Below are 17,871 nucleotides of genomic sequence, written 5' to 3' on the forward strand. Positions count from 1 at the left end.
CGGTTGCGGGGGACGCCGTAAACCCATCCTGGGGGGCTTGGCCGCGGCATCCATGCCGCGGACACCCCCGCAACCGGACCCACCCCGCCTTCGACAGATTGCCGCTGCTGTTGGTGGGTGTCGACCTTGGTCGACACGATGGATCCACGCCATGCGTGGATGGAGCGTTCACGGTAAGGCCGACGCCCGGATCTTTTCGTTCGGAATTGCGGCTAGGCTGTGGCGATGAAGATCACTTCCATTCCATTGGACAAGGCCGTTGTGGACGGCCCCATCGATGCCTTCAGCCATGCGTTGCTGGGCGATTCACCCACGCTGGATGAGGTGCTGGAATACCTGGCCTCGCGGCACGCGGCTGATCCCCGGTATCGCTACCTGTGCACGCTCGATGATGTCGGCCAATGCCGCTACACCAGCATGCATGCGTCCGACGACGCGCGCATCGCGCTGTACGAGGACGAAGATCCGGAAACTCCCGAAGATGCGTTGGCGGCACGCGAGCGGTTGCTGGCGCATGTGGTCGCGCAGCTCGAGCATTCCTCTCATCGGCTGGAATGGAGCGCGCTGGCGGGCACGCTGATGTGCAGCAACGAGGACGTCGAGGCGCTGGTCGCCGCCAATGCAACGCCGGACCTGATCGTCGACGAGGTGGTCTGCGTACAGCAGGTGCCGGTGGACCACGATGACCTGCTGATTGCCGCCCTGCCCAACGGTTACTTCAGCGCGGACTGGGACATCTTCCAGAATCACGCCCTGATCCGGCACCTGCAGGAGCACCATGGCTACCGCCTGTTCGGGCTTGGCGCATCCTGGCTGGGCTTCCAGCGCGATAGCGCACCGTCACCTGCAGAGGCGAGCGCGTTGGTCTCGGACCTGCAGCGCGTCTACGCGACCGGAACGCATGACACGTGGTCAAAACTGGCTGCAACCCTGGCCACCCGCGCCACACTGCTGTTGGGCTACACCGAAGACTTCAGCGAACAACTGCCCTGAGCACCGCTCTACACGAGCGAGCGCAGCGAGCGACCCGCTTTCACTCTTGATCTGCTTTCCGTGGTGGCCGCACCCGGACCGCCCGACCAGGCACGGCTTGTGCTTCTTCCACCACGAGGGGCTCCGCCGTTGGCCGCAATCTCCGGCACAATCGCAGATCTGATTCCCCCAGAAAGCGGTGAACGTGCAATGCGCATCCTGATCCTCGGCGCCGGCGGTACCGGCGGTTACTTCGGTGGTCGCCTGGCCCAGGCCGGCGTGGACGTAGCCTTTCTCGTACGCCCCGCGCGCGCCGCACAGCTGGACCGCGATGGCCTGGTCATTCGCAGCCCGCTCGGCGATGCCAGCTTCCCGGTGCAGCACGTCACCGCCGATGCGCTGCCCGCATTGGCCGCGCAGAAGCCGTTCGATCTGGTCATCCTCAGCTGCAAGGCCTACGACCTCGACAGCTCGATCGACGCCATTGCTCCAGCCGTGGGCGCGAACACCGCCGTGCTGCCGATCCTCAACGGCCTGCACCACTACAACGCGCTGGACCTGCGCTTCGGCCGCGACGCCGTGCTCGGCGGCCTGTGCTTCATCAGCGCCACCAAGGCCCCCGACGGTGCGGTGCTGCACCTGGGCAAGCCGGCCAAGCTCACCTTCGGCGAGCGCGATGGCGGCGCGGCGTCCGCACGCGTGCGTGCCTTCGCCGCTGCCTGCGCGCAGGCCCATCTTGATCACCTGGCGAGCGAACACATCGGCCAGGAACAGTGGATCAAGTACACCTTCCTGACCGCGCTGGCCGCCGCGACCTGCCTGCTGCGTGCGGATATCGGCACCATCGTCGCCACCGATGATGGCGAGGCGATCGTACGTGGCCTGTACGACGAGTGCCTGGCCGTGGCCGAAGCTGCCGGTGAGCCGATTCCCGATGCCGCGCAGGACACCGCGCGCGGCACCCTCACCCAGGCAGGCTCGGCACTGAAGGCGTCGATGCTGCGGGATCTGGAAGCCGGCCAGCAGGTAGAGGCCGAACAGATCGTCGGCGACATGCTGGCGCGTGCACGCAAGGCCGATCAGGAAGCCCTGCTGCTGCAGGTCGCCTACAGCAGCCTGCAGGCCTACCAGGCACTGCGCGGCGCGTGAGCCTCCCGTTGCAGGCCGGCGCGCTGCCTATGCGGGTGCTGATCCTCGGTCTGGGCTGGAGCGGATGCGCGCTGGCCCCGCATCTGCAGGCGCGGGGCGTGCACGTCGTCGGCACGGTGCGTAACCCCTCGTCGGCGCCGGACGATGGCCTGCTGCGGCATCAGCTGCACGCTGACTCCCCACCGTCGCCCGCCCTGCTCGATGAGGTCGCGCAGGCCGAGGCCGTGCTGTGCAGCGTGCCGCCAGATGCTGCGGGCGACCCGGCACTGCGCCTGCTGCTGCCGGCTCTGCGGGCCAGCCCGGCACTGCGCTGGGTGGGCTATCTGTCGTCCACGTCGGTGTATGCCGATCGGGCCGGCGGCTGGGTTGACGAGCACAGCGCAGCCGATGCCACCGAAGCAGCCGGCGTGCAGCGCCGGCATGCCGAAGCGCAATGGCGTGCGCTTGCAGAGGAACGTGGCATCGCTTCGGCGGTGTTCCGCCTGCCCGGCCTGTACGGGCCGGGGCGCAATGCGTTGCTGCAGCTGTCTCAGGGCCGTGCCCGCCATGTGATTCGGCCGGGCCTGGCGTTCAACCGCCTGCACGTAGAGGATCTTGCGGCAGTGATCGTCGCGGCGATGCAGCGACCGGTTGCGCAGGGGATATACCTGCCCAGCGATGACGAGCCGGCCCCACCGCAGGATGTGCTGGCCTTCGCCGCGAAGCTGGGCGGGTTTGCGATGCCACCTGCCGTGGCATGGGACGACCCTGCACTCAGCCCGACGCTACGGCGCTTCTACGAGAGCAACAAGCGCATCGACAGTCGTGGCACGCGTGAAGCGCTGGCGTGGCAGCCGCGCTTCCCCAGCTACCGTGAGGGCCTGCGCGACCTGCTCCGGTAGTGCCGGCCGCTGGCCGGCAATCAGGATGTGCTGCCGGCCAGCGGCCGGCACTACCGTCAACCCGCGTCGGGCAGGCGGAAGAACGCACGCGTGGCGGCAGTGGCATTGGCCGCAGTCACGGCCACGTCCTCGCCCCGGTCACGGGCCAGTTCTTCCACGATATGCGAGAGGAACATCGGTTCGTTGCGGCGGTCCTTCGGCATCGGCTTCAGCGTGCGTGGCAGCAGGTAGGGCGCATCGGTCTCGATCATCAGGCGGTTGGCCGGGATGTTCTTCACCAGCTCGCGCAGGTGCGCGCCACGGCGCTCGTCGCACAGCCAGCCAGTGATGCCGATGTACCAGTCCTGGTCCAGGTAATCGAACAGCTCGTCGCGTTCGCCGGTGAAGCAATGCACCACCGCCGGGCCGATGCGACCTTCGAAGTTCTTCATCTGTGCCATGAAATCGGCGTGTGCATCGCGCTGGTGCAGGAACAGGGGCTTGCCGTTGTCTGCCGCCAGCTGCAGCTGGCGCTCGAAGGCACGGTGCTGGGCCGGGCGCGGCGAGAAGTCACGGAAGTAGTCCAGCCCGCACTCGCCCACCGCCACCACTTCGGGGTGGGCATGCAGCGCGCGCATTTCAGCATCGCATTCCTCGGTGTATTCCACCGCGTGGTGCGGGTGCACGCCGGCGGTGGCGTACAGGAAGCCCGGGTGCTGCTGCGCCAGCTGCAGGGCCAGCGGCGAGTGCTCGCGGCTGGCGCCGGTGATGACCATCTGCACCACGCCGGCCTGGCGCGCGCGGTCCAGCACGGCGTCGCGGTCGCGGTCGAAGGAGTCGTGGGTCAGGTTGGCGCCGATATCGATCAGGTGCATGGGGGGCTACTGGGCAGTATTCGTGCACATTGTAGCCCCCGCCTCGGCAGTGATCGGCGGGTCAATGCGTGTGGCGGTCGTGGCGCTCCCAGCGCTCCGGCAAGTTGAGCGCAGCGCAGGGCTCGCACGCCAGGTCGCCATTTCGTTGGCGGATGAACCGCATCCCCGCGTCGGGGCGTGCTGCGCAGGACTGGCGCGATCCACCTCCGACCAACAGCCGGAAGCCGTCTGGATTGTGGCACACGGTCAAGGTATTGAAGGTCGGCCCCATCCTGCTGCGCGCGAACTGGGCGAAGAAGATGAAAGCCTGGTCGCCGGAGATTTCCAGCGAAGGAAAGTCCGGCGAACGCAGAATGCCCTGTTCATAGGCACGCCGGATCGACAGTTCATCGCTCATGCCCTGCGGCAGGTAGCGCTGCTGAACGTCCGCACCCAGCAGGCGCGCCATCGGGTGGGCTGTGTCGGACGGCGCGGCGCTGGCACTGTTGCACGTAGGCAGCAGCAGGAGTGAGGCAAGCAGGAGGCTGGGACGCATGGGCAGGCCGGAGGCAGGGCGCGTTACCAGAACACCCCGACCTTGCGGGGTCAAGCCACGTCGGCGCCGGGACGTTTATCCTTGGAACATGAAACCGCCTGTTTTCCCGATCTCCGCGCTGATTCCGCAGGTCCTGGACGTACTTCGACAGCACTCTCGATTGGTGCTGGAAGCGCCACCTGGCGCCGGCAAGACCACCCAGGTGCCACTGGCCCTGCTCGACGCGCCATGGCTGCAAGGCCGGAAAATCATCCTGCTGGAGCCGCGCCGGGTCGCCGCACGCAGCGCCGCGCTGTTCATGGCACGGCAGCTGGGCGAAGAGGTCGGCGGCACGGTCGGCTACCGCATCCGCTTCGAGAACAAGGTCTCGGCACGCACCCGCATTGAAGTCGTCACCGAAGGCATCCTGACTCGCATGCTGCAGGACGACCCGATGCTGGAAGAGGTCGGTGCGATCCTGTTCGACGAATTCCACGAGCGCCATCTCAGCGGTGACCTCGGCCTGGCGCTGGCGCTGGACGTGCAGGCGCAGCTGCGCGATGACCTGCGCCTGGTGGTGATGTCGGCCACGCTGGATGGCGAGCGCCTGGCACGCTTCCTCGATGCGCCGCGGCTGAGCAGCGAGGGCCGCAGCTACCCGGTGACGGTCAGCCATTTCCCGGCGCGCCGCGATGAGACGCTGGAGCTGCAGGTGCGCCGCGCGGTGCAGCAGGCCCTGGCCGATCACCCCGGTGACCTGCTGGTGTTCCTGCCCGGCCAGCGCGAGATCGCGCGGGTGCAGGCTGGCCTGCAGGAATCGCTGGATGCCGGCGTCGAAGTACTGGCCCTGCATGGTGAGCTGCCGGTGGAACAGCAGGCGCGCGTGCTGCAGGCCGCCAGTGATGGCCGCCGCCGCGTGGTGCTGGCCACCAACGTGGCCGAGTCGTCGGTGACCCTGCCCGGCGTGCGCGTGGTGATCGACAGCGGCCAGGCACGCGAACCGCGCTACGACCCCAACAGCGGCTTCACCCGGCTGGACGTGGTGTCCATCGCCCAGGCGTCGGCCGACCAGCGCGCCGGTCGCGCCGGTCGCGTGGCCGAAGGCGTGGCCTGGCGGCTGTGGCCGCAGTCGCAGCGATTGGAGCCGCAGCGCCGCGCCGAGATCGACCAGGTGGAACTGGCCGGACTGGGACTGGAACTGGCCGCTTGGGGCAGCAGCGACCTGCGCTTCCTCGATCCGCCACCTGCCGGCCCGATGGGCGCCGCCCGCGAACTGCTGCAGCGGTTGGGCGCATTGTCCAGCAGTGGTGCGATCACCGCACTCGGCCGCCGCGTACTGGCGCTGGGTACGCACCCACGGATGGCGGCGATGCTGCTGGCCGCGCCCGATGCACGTTCGCAGGCGCTGGCCGCCGATCTGGCCGCACTGCTGGAAGCGCGCGATCCGCTGCGCCAGGGCGGTGACGCGCTGGCGAGCCGCTGGCGCGCACTGGCCGCGTTCCGCAATGGCCGCACACCGGGCGATGCCAACCGCAGCGGGCTGGCCGCCATCGATGCCGCCGCCAAGCAGTGGCGTCGCCGCCTGCGCTGCGAAGCCACGCCGCCGGCCAGCATCGAGGCCCATGAGCTGGGCGACCTGCTCGCTCACGCCTTCCCTGATCGGATCGGCTTCCAGCATCCCGGCGATCCACTGCGTTACCTGCTGGCCAATGGGCGCAGCGCGCGCCTGCACGAGCTGAGCGACCTGCGTGGCGAACCGTGGCTGGTGGCCAGCGAGCTTCGCTTTGAGGCACGCGATGCGCTGCTGCTGCGTGCCGCACCGGTGGACGAAGGCCAGCTGCGCAGGGCGTGGCCGGAGCGCTTCGTCACCGAAGACGTGGTGCGCTGGGACAGCGAGCGCCGCGCCCTGGTGGCCCTGCGCGAGACCCGTTTCGACCGGATCGTGTTGGACAGCCGCTCGGCCGGCCGGGTCGATCCGCAGCACGCCGCGCAGGCGCTGACCGATGCGGTGGCCGAGCTCGGCCTGCAGGCGCTGCCGTGGACCGAAGGCCTGCGCCAGTGGCAGGCACGGGTGGAATCGCTGCGCCGCTGGATGCCCGAGCTCGGCCTGCCCGACTGCAGCGACGACGCCCTGCTGGCCAACCGTGCGCAGTGGCTGCAGCCCGCGTTCGCCGGCAAGACGCGACTGGATGCGCTGGACGAATCCAGCTTTGGCGAAGCGCTGAAATCGCCACTGGAGTGGTCACAACGGCAGCTGGTCGAACGCCACGCACCGACCCGCATCACCGTGCCGTCCGGACTGGAGCGGCCGATCACCTATGCGCTGGACAGCGAGAGCGGCGATCCGCTGCCGCCGGTGCTGGCGGTGAAGCTGCAGGAACTGTTCGGCCTGGCCGACACGCCGCGCATCGCCGATGGCCGCGTGCCGCTGACCCTGCACCTGCTCTCCCCCGGTGGCCGCCCGCTGCAGGTCACCCAGGACCTGCGCAACTTCTGGGAAAGCACCTACGCCGAAGTGAAAAAGGAGATGAAGGGCCGTTACCCGCGCCACCCATGGCCGGATGATCCGTGGACGGCGACGGCCACGCACCGGGCCAAGCCGCGCGGAACCTGAAGGGCGGGGTCGGATCCCATTGCATCGCGATGGGCTCTGACCCCAGGCGTGGCGCTGGGGTCAGAGCCGTTTCCCAACGGAAAGGGATCCGACCCACCCTGCCTGATCCTGAATGGCTACGCTAAAGTCACACCGCCTGCGTCCCCGACTGACATACCGTTTACGGGCAACACGCGACACTGGACTTCGACCCGAGGCAAAGGACCCCCGCATGAGCAAGCTGACCGTAATCACCGACCGCGCTCTGGAGCGCGCCCTGGAGCTGGCCCACACCGCCGGCGATGGCCTGAAGAGCGCCGGTGGCAGCCTGCGCAACGCGGACTGGATCAAGACCGGCGCCGCCCTCGGCGCAGTAAAGACCGGCGGCAAGGTCGCCACCAAGTTCGCCCGCCGCAACCCGGCCGTGACCATTGCCGCGGCTGCCGTTGGCGTCGGCCTGCTCGGCTATGCGCTGTACCGCAAGCAGCAGAAGAAGAAGGCTGCCAATGGCCACGTGGTGAATGGGCAGGCGCAGCGCATCAACGCACGCGACCGCCGCAACGACACCGTGGTGGACGAGCACAGCGATATCGGCAGCGACGCCTGAGATCGTCGGCCACTGTCACGGCCGGGGTCCTTCCGCAGGAAGGGCTCCGGCCTTTTCATTTCAGCCAATCTGCCGCCACTGCCCCGGCTGCAGGTCGTCCAGCCGGTAGGGTCCCATCGACACGCGGACCAGCCGCAGCGTCGGCAGGTTCACCGCCGCGGTCATCCGCCGCACCTGGCGGTTGCGCCCCTCGCGGATCGTGATCGCCAGCCAGCTGTCAGGCACGGTCTTGCGGAAACGCACCGGCGGATCGCGCGTCCACAGCGACGGCGCCGGATCGAGGCGCTCGATCTTCGCCGGCAGGGTCGGCCCGTCGTTGAGCACCACGCCGTCGCGCAGCTGTTGCAGCTGCTCTTCGCTGGGCGTGCCTTCCACCTGCACCCAGTAGGTCTTGTCGGCCTTGTGCCTGGGGTCGGTGAGCTTGTGCGCCAGCGTACCGTTATCCGTCAGCAGCAGCAGGCCTTCGCTGTCATGGTCCAGGCGACCGGCGGCATACACGCGCGGCGGCAGGCCGAACCCGGCCAGGGTCGGCCGCGGCGGTACGCTGCGGTCGGTGAACTGGCAGAGCACGTTGAAGGGCTTGTTGAAGGCGATCAGCATTGCGGGCACGGCAGTCGGCGGGTGGGGCATTGTCCCATTCCCGCATCGCCGCCGCGATCACCACTCAGCCGAAGACCTTCCTTTCCATCAACAGCGCAACGAGCACCACCACGGCGCCGCACGTGGCGGCAGCGTTGGCGCGATACCGTAGCCGCGCTACCGGTGGGCAGGCCCTGCGCGCACGTTCGTCCCACAGGCAGCCCACGAGCAGCACCGCAAAACCTGCCGCCGCCACGAGATCATGCACGTGACCCGCATGGAACACGAAGTTATACAGCCGCGGCAGCGCCATCAATGCGAAGGCGAAGTACAGCACTTTCTTCAACAGCACACTCCATTGGTGGCAGCGCCGGGCATTGCCCGGCCGCTACCCATTCCGCCCAACACCGCGCTGCGCGCTCACCAGGCGCAGCCCGGCGCCCCCTTTACGGCTTGATGAAGCGCAGGGTCATGCGGTCGCTTTCGCCGATCGCCTGGTACTTCGCATCGTCGGCCTTGTCGTGCTGGTTGGTCGGCGGCAGCGTCCACACGCCGTTCGGGTGGTCCTTGGTGTCACGCGGGTTGGCGTTGACCTCGCTGCGCGCGTCCAACCTGAAGCCGGCGGCCTCGGCCATCGCGATCACCTGCTGCTGGCCGACATAGCCGGTGTCATCGTCGTCGGCCACGTCCGCCTTGGCGCGGTGCTCGACCACGCCCAGCACGCCGCCCGGCTTGAGCACGTTGAAGAAGCCCTGGAACATGCCCTGCGCCTGGCCGGCCTTGCGCCAGTTGTGCACGTTGCGGAAGGTCAGCACCACATCGGCTGAACCGGCCGGGCCGAACACCGGCTTGGCCGGATCGTAGGCCACCACGGCAGTCTTGCCGAACTGTGCCGGTGCAGCGGCGTACTTCTTTTCCAGACTGTCGCGGCTGCGCTGCTGGTAGTCGCGTCCACGGCCTTCGGGCACCGCCATCGGATCGACCACCGCAGCAACGTAGTGGCCCTTGTCGTGCAGCAGGGGCGCCAGGATCTCCGAGTACCAGCCGTTGCCGGGGGTGATCTCGATGACGGTCTTTTCCGGCGTCACCTTGAAGAACGACAGCGTCTGCGCCGGGTGGCGGAAGCCGTCGCGCTTGACGTTGTTGGCATCACGGGTGGGTACCTTCACCGCCGCGTCGATGGCCGGCGACACCTGGATCTTCACCGGCGCCACCGTGGCCGGTGCGGCGAACGCGGGAACAGCGGCAAACAGGGCCGAAGCAAGCAGCAGGCGGCAACCACGCAGGGACGAAGCAGGCATCATCGGAGCGACTCCAGCGGAAGATGCGGCGAGACTAGCAGCCGCGGCGTCCCAGGTGTTCACAAAACGTTAGCGGCGTGCGTATCGCGGAACACTGTTTTGTGGTCGCCGCCGCAACACGGTCACACTACGCGTTTTATTCTGGAGCACTTCCCCCAAGGAGTCCGTGCCCATGACGGCAACCCGCGAACTGGGCCGTTCCGGCCTGCATGTACGTCCGCTCGCCTTCGGTGGCAACGTGTTCGGCTGGAGCGCCGATGAGAAGGCCAGCTTCGCCCTGCTCGATGCCTTCGTCGACGCCGGCTTCAACCTGGTCGACACCGCCGATGTGTATTCGGCCTGGGTGCCGGGCAATGCCGGCGGCGAATCGGAAACGCTGATCGGCAAGTGGTTTGCCCGCAGCGGCAAGCGCGACAAGGTGGTGCTGGCGACCAAGGTGGCCAAGTGGGCCGAGCGCCCCGGCCTGACCCCGGACAACATCAATGCGGCGGTCGATGATTCGCTGCGCCGCCTGCAGACCGACGTGATCGATCTGTACCAGGCCCACGAGGATGACGAGTCGACGCCGCTGGAAGCGACCCTGGCTGCATTCGGCCGGTTGATCGAAGCTGGCAAGGTGCGTGCGATCGGTGCTTCCAACTACAGCGCCACGCGCCTGGCCGATGCGCTGAAGGTGTCCACCGGCTACAAGCTGCCGCGTTACGAAACCCTGCAGCCGGAGTACAACCTGTACGACCGTGCCGGCTACGAAAAGGAACTGGAACCGCTGGTGCAGCGCGAACAGATCGGCGTGATCGGCTACTACGCGCTGGCCAGTGGCTTCCTCAGCGGCAAATACCGCACGCCGGCCGATGCGGCCAAGAGCCCGGCGCGTGGCGAGAACGTGGTGAAGCGCTATCTGAATCCGCGTGGCCTGCGCATTCTGCAGGCACTGGATGACGTGGCCAGCAAGCACAACGCCAGTGCCGCGCAGATCGCACTGGCATGGCAGATCGCACGGCCGTCGATCACCGCGCCGATCGTCAGCGCCACCAGCGTCGAGCAGCTGCACGATCTGCTGGCAGCGGCCAACCTGTCGTTGAGCGTGCAGGATATCGCGCAACTCGACGCCGCCAGCGCGGAAGCCTGAGTTGTAGTGCCGGCCGCTGGCCGGCATTGCACAACAGCGAAGAAAATAATTGAACAAAATGGTTGCGCGCGAGTAAATCGTGGTTTATCGTGCGCACCTCGTTTCAACAACCACTGGAAACTTCCCTTGAACGCGCATTCCGTCGCCACCGCCAAACTGCTGCCATGCCTGCGCATGGACGTGCTGGCGCGCGCGTTCGGCAAGGAAGACCAGCTGACAACGGCCTGATATCCGCCCTGCGGAGATCGGCCACCCCGATCTCCGAGGCCTGACGACGCCCTCGGAACGCAAGTCCCGGGGGCGTTTTCGTTTGCGTCGGCACAAGGAACCGCGATGCCAGAACTGCACCCCGCGCGGCAACCCGCCGCTCACTGACCAAGCTTTTCCCGCCCCGCCGAAGGATTTACTTCGCGCGACCGGCAGCGCCTGGACATTATCTGCATCGCATCAGAACATTATCGCTCGCCGATAATGTCGGTGGCCTGCACCCTCGATTCTCCAACGGTCCCGTTTCAACCACGGGCTGGTGCGCGCGGCGTTGCCGTGGCGTATGCCGGAGGTCGCGGACATGCCATCGCCTGGATCGCCTGCTGGAGGCAGGCGCCGGTTCGCCGGTACGCGGTTCGATTCCGCGCGGTCCCCAACTGGATAGCTCAGTAGGGTAGAGCAACGGATCCTGATTCCGTCTGTCGTGGGTTCGACTCCCACTCCAAACCACATGACCTGTCACGTCATGACTTGAAGCAACACCCGGGGCGCAAGCCCCAGCGGCCATCGTCGCCGTCCACCGCCATCGCCTTCGGGCGGGGCGTGGAAGGCAACGGACCGCACGCCGGGCCCCGGTCCGCCGCCGCTGCCAGCCACGTTCCGCCCCGGTGCTTCCTGCCGGCAACGACGATGGCAGCAGTGCCGGTGCACCGAAGGCTCCGCGCGCGGACCGTCCGCCGATGGCCGCCCTCTTCCGCTGCCTGCACGTGGTGTGCAGGCGGCCTCGCCACGACCTGATCGACCCGGGTCATGGCGGTTCATCCGCAACGGGTCGAACCACCAGAGCCATACAAGGAGAGACTCCCATGTTCTGGACCATCAAGGTCGTGATCGGCGACGGCGAGCGCGGCCTGGTGTATCGCAACCGTCGTTTCCAGCAGATCCTGCTGCCGGGCGTGCACCGCCTGTCGCCGTTCGGCGGCCGGCCGCACGTGGACATCCACACTGCATCGAAGGGCGCGGCCTATACCGGCAGCGACCAGGACAGCCTGATCGAAGCGCTGGGCACACAGTTGGACGCGCACTTCGTGCTGGCCAACGTCGGTGCCGGCGAGGTCGGCCTGGTGCTGCGCAACGGTCGCATCGATGAAGTTCTGCCGCCGGGCAGCCGCCGTCTGTACTGGCGTGGTTCGGTCGATACCCAGGTGCAGGTAATGGCGTTGGGTGACGAGCCGCGCATTCCGGCGGACGTGCAGCAGCGCCTGGGCCAGTTGGGCGTGCTGCCGCGTGTGGCGGTGATCAGCACGGTGCCGAGCGAGTCGGTCGGCCTGCTGTTCATCGATGGCACGCTGCGGCAGACGCTGGACGCCGGCCTGCACGCGTTCTGGAACTTCAACGGCAACGTGTCGGTGGAGCGTGTGGAACTGCGTGCACGTTCACTGGACGTGTCCGGCCAGGAGCTGCTCAGCCGCGACAAGGTGACCCTGCGGGTGAACCTGGCCGCGACCGTGCAGGTGGTCGACCCGGTGCGTGCACACCGCACGCTCAGCAATGCCGATGAGTTCGTCTACCGGCAGCTGCAGTTCGGCCTGCGCCAGGCAATTGCCGCGCGCAGCCTGGACGAGCTGCTGGGCGACAAGGCGGCGCTGGACGACGAGATCGCCTCACATGTGCAGGCGGCAATCGAGGGCCACGGCGTGCGGTTGCTCGGCGTCGGCATCAAGGACGTGATCCTGCCGGGTGAGATGAAGGAGATCCTCAACGGCGTGGTGCTGGCCGAGAAGCAGGCCCAGGCCAGCGTGATCCGTCGCCGCGAGGAGGCCAACGCCACGCGTTCGCAGCTCAACACCGCAAAGCTGATCGAGGACAACCCGGTGCTGATGCGCTTGAAGGAGCTGGAGGCACTGGAGAAGGTCACCGAGAAGATCGACAAGCTCACCGTGTTCGGCGGCCTGGATGGCGTGCTGAAGCAGCTGGTGACGATCAGGTAGGGGGTAGCGGCGGTGCAGGGACGCGCCGCCGGCCCATCAAGGACATAGACGAAGACATGGACACTCAACACAACTATCAATGGCTGCACGCCGAGGGCACCACGCCGATCAAGGGCTGGGTCAACGGTGTGCCGCTGGAAGCGCAGGCGCATGAGCAGCTGCGCAACATCGCCGCGATCCCGTTCGTCGGGCCGTGGGTGGCCGTGATGCCGGACGTGCACCTGGGCAAGGGCGCGACCGTGGGCTCGGTGATCCCGACCCGCGGTGCGATCATCCCGGCCGCGGTCGGCGTCGACATCGGCTGCGGCATGGCGGCGGTGCGCACCACGCTGCGCGCCAACGACCTGCCCGATGACCTGCGGCAACTGCGCAACAGCATCGAGCGCAGCATCCCGGTCGGCAATGGGCGCGGCGGCGAGCATCACCGCATGCCCGACAGCATCCACACCCGGCTGGTGCAGTCCGGGCTGGCCGCCGGCCTGGAGAAGATCAAGGACAGGCACCGCAAAATCCGCACCGACAAGCTGGACCGCCAGCTGGGTACGCTGGGCGGCGGCAACCACTTCATCGAACTGTGCCTGGACGAGACGGACACGGTGTGGGTGATGCTGCACAGCGGCTCACGCGGTACCGGCAACCTGATCGGCACCTACTTCATCGAGAAGGCGCGCGAGGAACTGGCCCGGCGCGTGCTGGGCTTCCACCTGCCGGACAAGGACCTGGCGTTCTTCATGGAAGGCGAGCCGCTGTTCGATGACTACGTCGAAGCGGTGTCGTGGGCGCAGGACTACGCCCGGCAGAACCGCGAGGCGATGATGTCGCGCGTGCTGGCCGAGATGCGCCACCGGCTGCCGAAGTTCCAGCTGGCGGCGATGGCGGTGAACTGCCACCACAACTACGTGCAGAAGGAGACGCACAACGGCCAGGAGTTGCTGGTGACGCGCAAGGGCGCGGTCAGCGCGCGTGAGGGCGAGCTGGGCATCATTCCCGGCAGCATGGGCACGCGCAGCTATATCGTGCGCGGCAAGGGCAACGCGGACAGCTTCCACAGCTGCAGCCACGGCGCCGGCCGGGTGATGAGCCGTGGCACGGCGCGCCAGCAGATCACGCTGGCCCAGCACCGCGAGGCCACCGCGCACGTGGAATGCCGCAAGGACAGTGGCGTGCTGGACGAGTCACCGGCCGCGTACAAGTCGATCGACGATGTGATGGCTGCGCAGCTCGACCTGGTGGACGTGGTGCACACGCTGCGGCAGGTGCTGTGCGTGAAGGGGTAATGGAGCGGTGCCGACCAAGGTCGGCACCCACCGCTCCCGATTGCAGTAGAACCACGCCATGCGTGGATGGAACAGCGCCGACCAAGGTCGGCATCTACCGGAGCACGCGCGTTCAGCGCGGCACGCTGTCTTCGGCCACCAGCGCATGGTGCACGCCGATGCCCGCGCGCACGCCTTCGGCCATGGCCAGGGTGATGTTGCCCACCGTGGTCGCATCGCCTGCGGCATACACGTTCGGCACCGAGGTGTGCTTCATCGCATCGACCTCGATCAGCACGCCCAGCGGGCTCTCGACCAGCGTGCAGCCCAGCTGCTGCACCAATGGCGTGGCCATCGCCTGGGTGGCCGGCACGAACAACGCACGCTGGGCGATTCGGCGGCCGTCGGCCAGCTCCACTTCCAGCCAGGTCGGCTGGTCGCCCTGCACGCCCAGCACGGGTGACGTCTCGATCTGCACGCCGCGCTGCTGCATGGCGGCGCGTTCCTCATCCGTGATGTCCAGTCCCATGCTGAAGAACGTGACATTGCCCCAGTCCGCGAACAGCGGCGCCTTGCTGGCGGACATCGGATGACCGCCAAGCAGGCCAATGGCACCACCACCCACTTCATAGCCATGACAGTACGGGCAGTGCAGCACGGTGCTGCCCCAGCGCTCGGCGAGGCCCGGCAACGCCGGCAACTGGTCGGCGATGCCGCTGGCGAGCAGCAGCTTGCGCGCGGCCAGCACCTGGCCATCGGCGGTACGCACTTCCACGCCTTCGGCGCGGGCGGTGGCCTGCACGGCTTCGGCATGCACCCAACGCACCGTGGGGTAGTCCAGCAGCTGCTGGCGCGCGGTCTTCAGCAGCTCGGCGCCACTGATGCCATCCAGCCCGAGCACCCCGTGCGAATGACTGGCGAAACGGTTGCGCGGCGAACCGGCGTCGATGACGGTGACCGGGCGACGGGCACGGGCCAGGATCAGGCCGGCGGCAATGCCGGCATAGCTGCCGCCGACGATGAGCACATCAGGATTCATGGTGAGCTTCCAGGGAACGGTGATGGGCAAGATGGCGGGCGAAGTCGGCGCCGAGCTGGTCCAGCGTGGTCGCCTGCAGCCTCGCTTCGAGCAGGCGCTGCGCTTCGCGTGCACCCTCGAGCAGGGCGCTGTTGACCAGCTGCTGGATCGGGCAGCCACCGCCGGAGTCGCGGGCGCCGACCTGGACCAGCGGTGGTGCGCCCACCGCCAGGTAGATGTCATGCAGGGTGATCGCCGCGGCGTCGCGTGCCAGCAGGCTGCCGCCGCCGTGGCCGCGGGTGCTGCGCACCAGGCCGGCCTTGTGCAGCTGCGCCAGCAGGCGACGGATCACCACCGGATGCGTCGGCAGGCAGGACGCCAGCTGCTCGGACGTGCGCGGGGCGGCATGGCCGACCAGGTGCGCCATCACATGCAGGGCGTCGGACAGTGGATTCGCGGATTTCATGTAACAACGATAGTTACATTTAAATTCTCTGTCGAGGGTCTTCTTTCGTTCCATATGGACACATTTGTCCTATGAAACATCCCCTTCACATCACTAAACGAAACGGTAATGTGATGAGCGTCGCACTTCAGACGCGTGGGGACAGGTCGATACCGCATTGCCCCTTCCCGAGAGTCCCTTCCATGAAAGCGTCTGTCCGTGCTCCGCGCCTGCAGTCCAAGCTGCTCGGCGCGGTTTCCATTGGTCTGGCCGTGGTCCTGCTGTGCGCATTGGCGGGCCTGGCCTCCGCCTGGTTGAAGTTGTCCACCGAGGTTCCACCCGAAGTCGCGCACAGCCGCGACGCCGAACGCCTGCAGCGCGAGTTCCGCAGCCAGGTGCAGGAATGGAAGAACGTGCTGCTGCGCGGCCACGACGACGCGCTGCGCCAGCGCCATCTGGACGCCTTTGACAGCGAGGGCCGCCTGGTCGAGCAGCTGGCCAGGGGCCTCGTAGCCAGCCCGGACATACGCACGCGCGAACTGGCGCAGTCCTTCATCGGCCTGCACACGCAGCTGCAGAAGGACTACCACGCCGCCCTGCAGGCGTTTGCGGAAGCCGGCTACGATCCCGCCGCCGGCGACAATCTGGTGCGTGGCAAGGACCGCCCGGTGGCGACCGCACTGGATGCGCTGAGCACGCATGCCACGCAGGTGGCCGAAGCAACCGTAGCGGCGCGGTCGCAGCAGGCGCGGCAGACCCTGCTGCTGTGCGCGGCGCTGACCGTGCTGGCCGCCGTGTTGCTGCTGATGGGCCTGGCCTGGTGGCTGCGGCGCGCGGTGGTGCAGCCGGTGCTGGCGGTGGAAGCCGCTGCGCGTGCCGTGGCCGCCGGTGATCTGCAGCACGTGGTGCAGGTGCGCAGCCGCGACGAGATCGGTCGCCTCGCGCAGGCGATGCAGGCGGTGCAGTCCACGCTGCGCGGCGTACTGGACGCACAGGCGACGATGGCGCAGGCGCATGACGCCGGCACCATCAGCCATCGCATGGATGCCAGTGCGTTCCCGGGCGCGTTCGGCACCATGGTGGCCGACTGCAACACGCTGGTTGACGCTCACATCCAGGTGAAGATGCGCGCGATCTCGATCATGGGCCGCTATGCCGTCGGTGACCTCAGCCAGGACATGGAACGCCTGCCCGGCGAAAAGGCCGTGATCACCAACGCGTTGGATACGGCCAAGGCCAATCTCGGCATGATCAACGGCGAGATCCGCCGCCTGGCCGAAGCCGCCGCCGTCGGTGACTTCAGCCAGCGCGGCGACAGCGCACGCTTCGAGCATGATTTCCGCGCAATGGTCGACGGCTTGAACCGATTGATGCAGACCACCGAACTGAACCTCGGCGAGGTCTCCAGCATGCTGCGCGCGATTGCCGATGGCCGCCTCGGCGCGCGCATGCACGGTGATTTCCAGGGCGTGTTCGCGCGTATCGCCGGCGACGCCAACACCACCGCTACGCAGCTGGCAACCATCGTCACCGACATCAAGCACGCCTCCGGCAACATCCACACGGCGGCGGCGGAGATCGCCGCCGGCAACAACGATCTGTCGCGCCGTACCGAACAGCAGGCCGCCAACCTGGAAGAGACGGCGGCATCGATGGAGGAACTGACCTCCACCGTGCGCCAGAACGCCGAGCATGCGCGCCAGGCCAACCAGCTGGCGATCGGCGCGCACACCGTTGCCTCTCACGGCGGCAGCGTGGTCGGCCAGGTGGTGACGACGATGGGCGCGATCGAAACCTCGTCGCGGCAGATCGCCGAGATCATCAGCGTGATCGACGGCATCGCCTTCCAGACCAACATCCTGGCGCTGAACGCCGCGGTGGAAGCGGCACGCGCCGGCGAGCAGGGCCGCGGCTTCGCGGTGGTTGCCAGCGAAGTGCGTACCCTGGCACAGCGTTCGGCGGCAGCCGCGAAGGAGATCAAGGCGTTGATCGAAGCGTCGGTGGAACAGGTCGGCCACGGTGCACGGCGCGTGCGCGAGGCCGGTGACACCATGGCCGAGATCGTGGCGTCGGTGCAGCGCGTCACCGACATCATGGCCGAGATCTCCGCCGCCTCGCAGGAGCAGAGCGCGGGCATCGAACAGGTCAGCCAGACGGTGATCCAGATGGACGGCACCACCCAGCAGAATGCCGCGCTGGTGGAGGAAGCCAGCGCCGCCGCACGCAGCCTGGAGCAGCAGGCGAACCGGTTGATCGACGCGGTGGATGTGTTCGATCTGTCGACCACCGCCGCAGCGAAGGACGCGCTGCACCGACGCCACGATCTCGGCCATGGTGTCACCGGCCTCGCGCACGCGCCGTGCACCGTGGCCGAC

The 17,871-nt window shown here is 67.7% G+C and carries 16 protein-coding genes and 1 tRNA gene; 10 read left to right on the forward strand and 7 right to left on the reverse strand.

Annotated features, from left to right (window positions below; genetic code table 11):
- Positions 1-225 precede the first annotated feature (225 nt).
- The 3 genes from O0K41_RS19515 to O0K41_RS19525 all read left to right on the forward strand — a co-directional run bounded on the left by O0K41_RS19515 (position 226) and on the right by O0K41_RS19525 (position 3,002).
- Positions 226-993, forward strand: a complete 768-nt coding sequence (locus tag O0K41_RS19515) for a hypothetical protein (protein ID WP_164221873.1) — start codon at positions 226-228, stop codon at positions 991-993.
- Between the two features lie 189 nt (positions 994-1,182).
- On the forward strand, positions 1,183-2,121 hold the full coding sequence (gene panE / locus O0K41_RS19520; protein WP_164221871.1) for a 2-dehydropantoate 2-reductase: 939 nt from the start codon (positions 1,183-1,185) through the stop codon (positions 2,119-2,121).
- Positions 2,122-2,150: 29 nt separating this feature from the next.
- A complete protein-coding gene (locus O0K41_RS19525) occupies positions 2,151-3,002 on the forward strand; it encodes an NAD-dependent epimerase/dehydratase family protein (protein WP_171039739.1) in 852 nt (283 codons plus the stop codon).
- 56 nt (positions 3,003-3,058) lie between these two features.
- Here O0K41_RS19525 and O0K41_RS19530 read toward each other — a convergent pair whose 3' ends face one another.
- Positions 3,059-3,856, reverse strand: coding sequence for a TatD family hydrolase (locus tag O0K41_RS19530; RefSeq protein WP_032967280.1), 798 nt, complete (start codon positions 3,854-3,856; stop codon positions 3,059-3,061).
- A gap of 61 nt (positions 3,857-3,917) precedes the next feature.
- Positions 3,918-4,304: a hypothetical protein gene (locus tag O0K41_RS19535; protein WP_164221870.1), complete on the reverse strand. Its 387-nt coding sequence runs from the start codon at positions 4,302-4,304 to the stop codon at positions 3,918-3,920.
- Positions 4,305-4,479: 175 nt separating this feature from the next.
- Between O0K41_RS19535 and hrpB the strand changes: the two genes are divergently transcribed.
- Together hrpB and O0K41_RS19545 are read left to right on the forward strand one after the other, a co-directional pair.
- Positions 4,480-6,984 carry an ATP-dependent helicase HrpB gene (gene hrpB / locus O0K41_RS19540; protein WP_164221868.1) on the forward strand — a complete coding sequence of 835 codons (2,505 nt, stop codon included), beginning with the start codon at positions 4,480-4,482 and terminating at the stop codon, positions 6,982-6,984.
- A 211-nt stretch (positions 6,985-7,195) separates the two neighbouring features.
- Complete coding sequence (locus O0K41_RS19545) at positions 7,196-7,570, forward strand: hypothetical protein (RefSeq protein ID WP_005411574.1); 375 nt, start codon at positions 7,196-7,198, stop codon at positions 7,568-7,570.
- A gap of 60 nt (positions 7,571-7,630) precedes the next feature.
- Here the strand turns inward: O0K41_RS19545 and O0K41_RS19550 are convergent, their stop codons facing one another.
- From O0K41_RS19550 to O0K41_RS19560, 3 genes are all read right to left on the reverse strand, one after another.
- A complete protein-coding gene (locus O0K41_RS19550; RefSeq protein ID WP_043034468.1) occupies positions 7,631-8,170 on the reverse strand; it encodes a pseudouridine synthase in 540 nt (179 codons plus the stop codon).
- Positions 8,171-8,234: 64 nt separating this feature from the next.
- Positions 8,235-8,495, reverse strand: coding sequence for a hypothetical protein (locus O0K41_RS19555; RefSeq protein WP_024958524.1), 261 nt, complete (start codon positions 8,493-8,495; stop codon positions 8,235-8,237).
- A gap of 100 nt (positions 8,496-8,595) precedes the next feature.
- Positions 8,596-9,453, reverse strand: a complete 858-nt coding sequence (locus tag O0K41_RS19560) for a class I SAM-dependent methyltransferase (RefSeq protein ID WP_164221866.1) — start codon at positions 9,451-9,453, stop codon at positions 8,596-8,598.
- Between the two features lie 169 nt (positions 9,454-9,622).
- On the opposite strand from O0K41_RS19560, the gene O0K41_RS19565 reads away from it, so the two are divergent.
- The 4 genes from O0K41_RS19565 (at position 9,623) to O0K41_RS19580 (ending at position 14,054) form a co-directional block, all read left to right on the forward strand.
- Complete coding sequence (locus tag O0K41_RS19565) at positions 9,623-10,579, forward strand: aldo/keto reductase (RefSeq protein ID WP_164221864.1); 957 nt, start codon at positions 9,623-9,625, stop codon at positions 10,577-10,579.
- 644 nt (positions 10,580-11,223) lie between these two features.
- Positions 11,224-11,296: transfer RNA gene (locus tag O0K41_RS19570), tRNA-Gln, on the forward strand.
- Positions 11,297-11,652: 356 nt separating this feature from the next.
- Positions 11,653-12,777 carry a slipin family protein gene (locus O0K41_RS19575; RefSeq protein ID WP_164221862.1) on the forward strand — a complete coding sequence of 375 codons (1,125 nt, stop codon included), beginning with the start codon at positions 11,653-11,655 and terminating at the stop codon, positions 12,775-12,777.
- A 56-nt stretch (positions 12,778-12,833) separates the two neighbouring features.
- Complete coding sequence (locus O0K41_RS19580; RefSeq protein WP_164221860.1) at positions 12,834-14,054, forward strand: RtcB family protein; 1,221 nt, start codon at positions 12,834-12,836, stop codon at positions 14,052-14,054.
- Positions 14,055-14,166: 112 nt separating this feature from the next.
- On the opposite strand, the gene O0K41_RS19585 is transcribed toward O0K41_RS19580, so the two are convergent.
- Both O0K41_RS19585 and O0K41_RS19590 read right to left on the reverse strand, forming a co-directional pair.
- Positions 14,167-15,072 (reverse strand): NAD(P)/FAD-dependent oxidoreductase, encoded by a 906-nt coding sequence (locus O0K41_RS19585; RefSeq protein WP_049451236.1) that lies wholly within the window; start codon positions 15,070-15,072, stop codon positions 14,167-14,169.
- Complete coding sequence (locus O0K41_RS19590; RefSeq protein WP_059035862.1) at positions 15,062-15,517, reverse strand: Rrf2 family transcriptional regulator; 456 nt, start codon at positions 15,515-15,517, stop codon at positions 15,062-15,064. Before O0K41_RS19590 ends, O0K41_RS19585 begins: the two co-directional genes overlap by 11 nt.
- 182 nt (positions 15,518-15,699) lie before the next feature.
- On the opposite strand from O0K41_RS19590, the gene O0K41_RS19595 reads away from it, so the two are divergent.
- Positions 15,700-17,871, forward strand: a 2,172-nt coding sequence (locus tag O0K41_RS19595) for a methyl-accepting chemotaxis protein (protein ID WP_308304558.1), incomplete at its 3' end; no start/stop codon positions are given.

Origin of the sequence: Stenotrophomonas sp. Sm2128, from assembly GCF_030985535.1 — a bacterium.
In the GTDB taxonomy this organism is placed as follows: Bacteria; Pseudomonadota; Gammaproteobacteria; order Xanthomonadales; family Xanthomonadaceae; genus Stenotrophomonas; species Stenotrophomonas maltophilia.

Bases quoted from the DNA above. Each gene is read 5' to 3' on its own strand.
- O0K41_RS19515 (WP_164221873.1), top strand. From the start codon at position 226: ATGAAGATCACTTCCATTCCATTGGACAAGGCCGTTGTGGACGGCCCC.
- panE (WP_164221871.1), top strand. From the start codon at position 1,183: ATGCGCATCCTGATCCTCGGCGCCGGCGGTACCGGCGGTTACTTCGGT.
- O0K41_RS19525 (WP_171039739.1), top strand. From the start codon at position 2,151: ATGCGGGTGCTGATCCTCGGTCTGGGCTGGAGCGGATGCGCGCTGGCC.
- O0K41_RS19530 (WP_032967280.1), bottom strand. From the start codon at position 3,856: ATGCACCTGATCGATATCGGCGCCAACCTGACCCACGACTCCTTCGAC.
- O0K41_RS19535 (WP_164221870.1), bottom strand. From the start codon at position 4,304: ATGGCGCGCCTGCTGGGTGCGGACGTTCAGCAGCGCTACCTGCCGCAG.
- hrpB (WP_164221868.1), top strand. From the start codon at position 4,480: ATGAAACCGCCTGTTTTCCCGATCTCCGCGCTGATTCCGCAGGTCCTG.
- O0K41_RS19545 (WP_005411574.1), top strand. From the start codon at position 7,196: ATGAGCAAGCTGACCGTAATCACCGACCGCGCTCTGGAGCGCGCCCTG.
- O0K41_RS19550 (WP_043034468.1), bottom strand. From the start codon at position 8,170: ATGCTGATCGCCTTCAACAAGCCCTTCAACGTGCTCTGCCAGTTCACC.
- O0K41_RS19560 (WP_164221866.1), bottom strand. From the start codon at position 9,453: ATGATGCCTGCTTCGTCCCTGCGTGGTTGCCGCCTGCTGCTTGCTTCG.
- O0K41_RS19565 (WP_164221864.1), top strand. From the start codon at position 9,623: ATGACGGCAACCCGCGAACTGGGCCGTTCCGGCCTGCATGTACGTCCG.
- O0K41_RS19575 (WP_164221862.1), top strand. From the start codon at position 11,653: ATGTTCTGGACCATCAAGGTCGTGATCGGCGACGGCGAGCGCGGCCTG.
- O0K41_RS19580 (WP_164221860.1), top strand. From the start codon at position 12,834: ATGGACACTCAACACAACTATCAATGGCTGCACGCCGAGGGCACCACG.
- O0K41_RS19585 (WP_049451236.1), bottom strand. From the start codon at position 15,072: ATGAATCCTGATGTGCTCATCGTCGGCGGCAGCTATGCCGGCATTGCC.
- O0K41_RS19590 (WP_059035862.1), bottom strand. From the start codon at position 15,517: ATGAAATCCGCGAATCCACTGTCCGACGCCCTGCATGTGATGGCGCAC.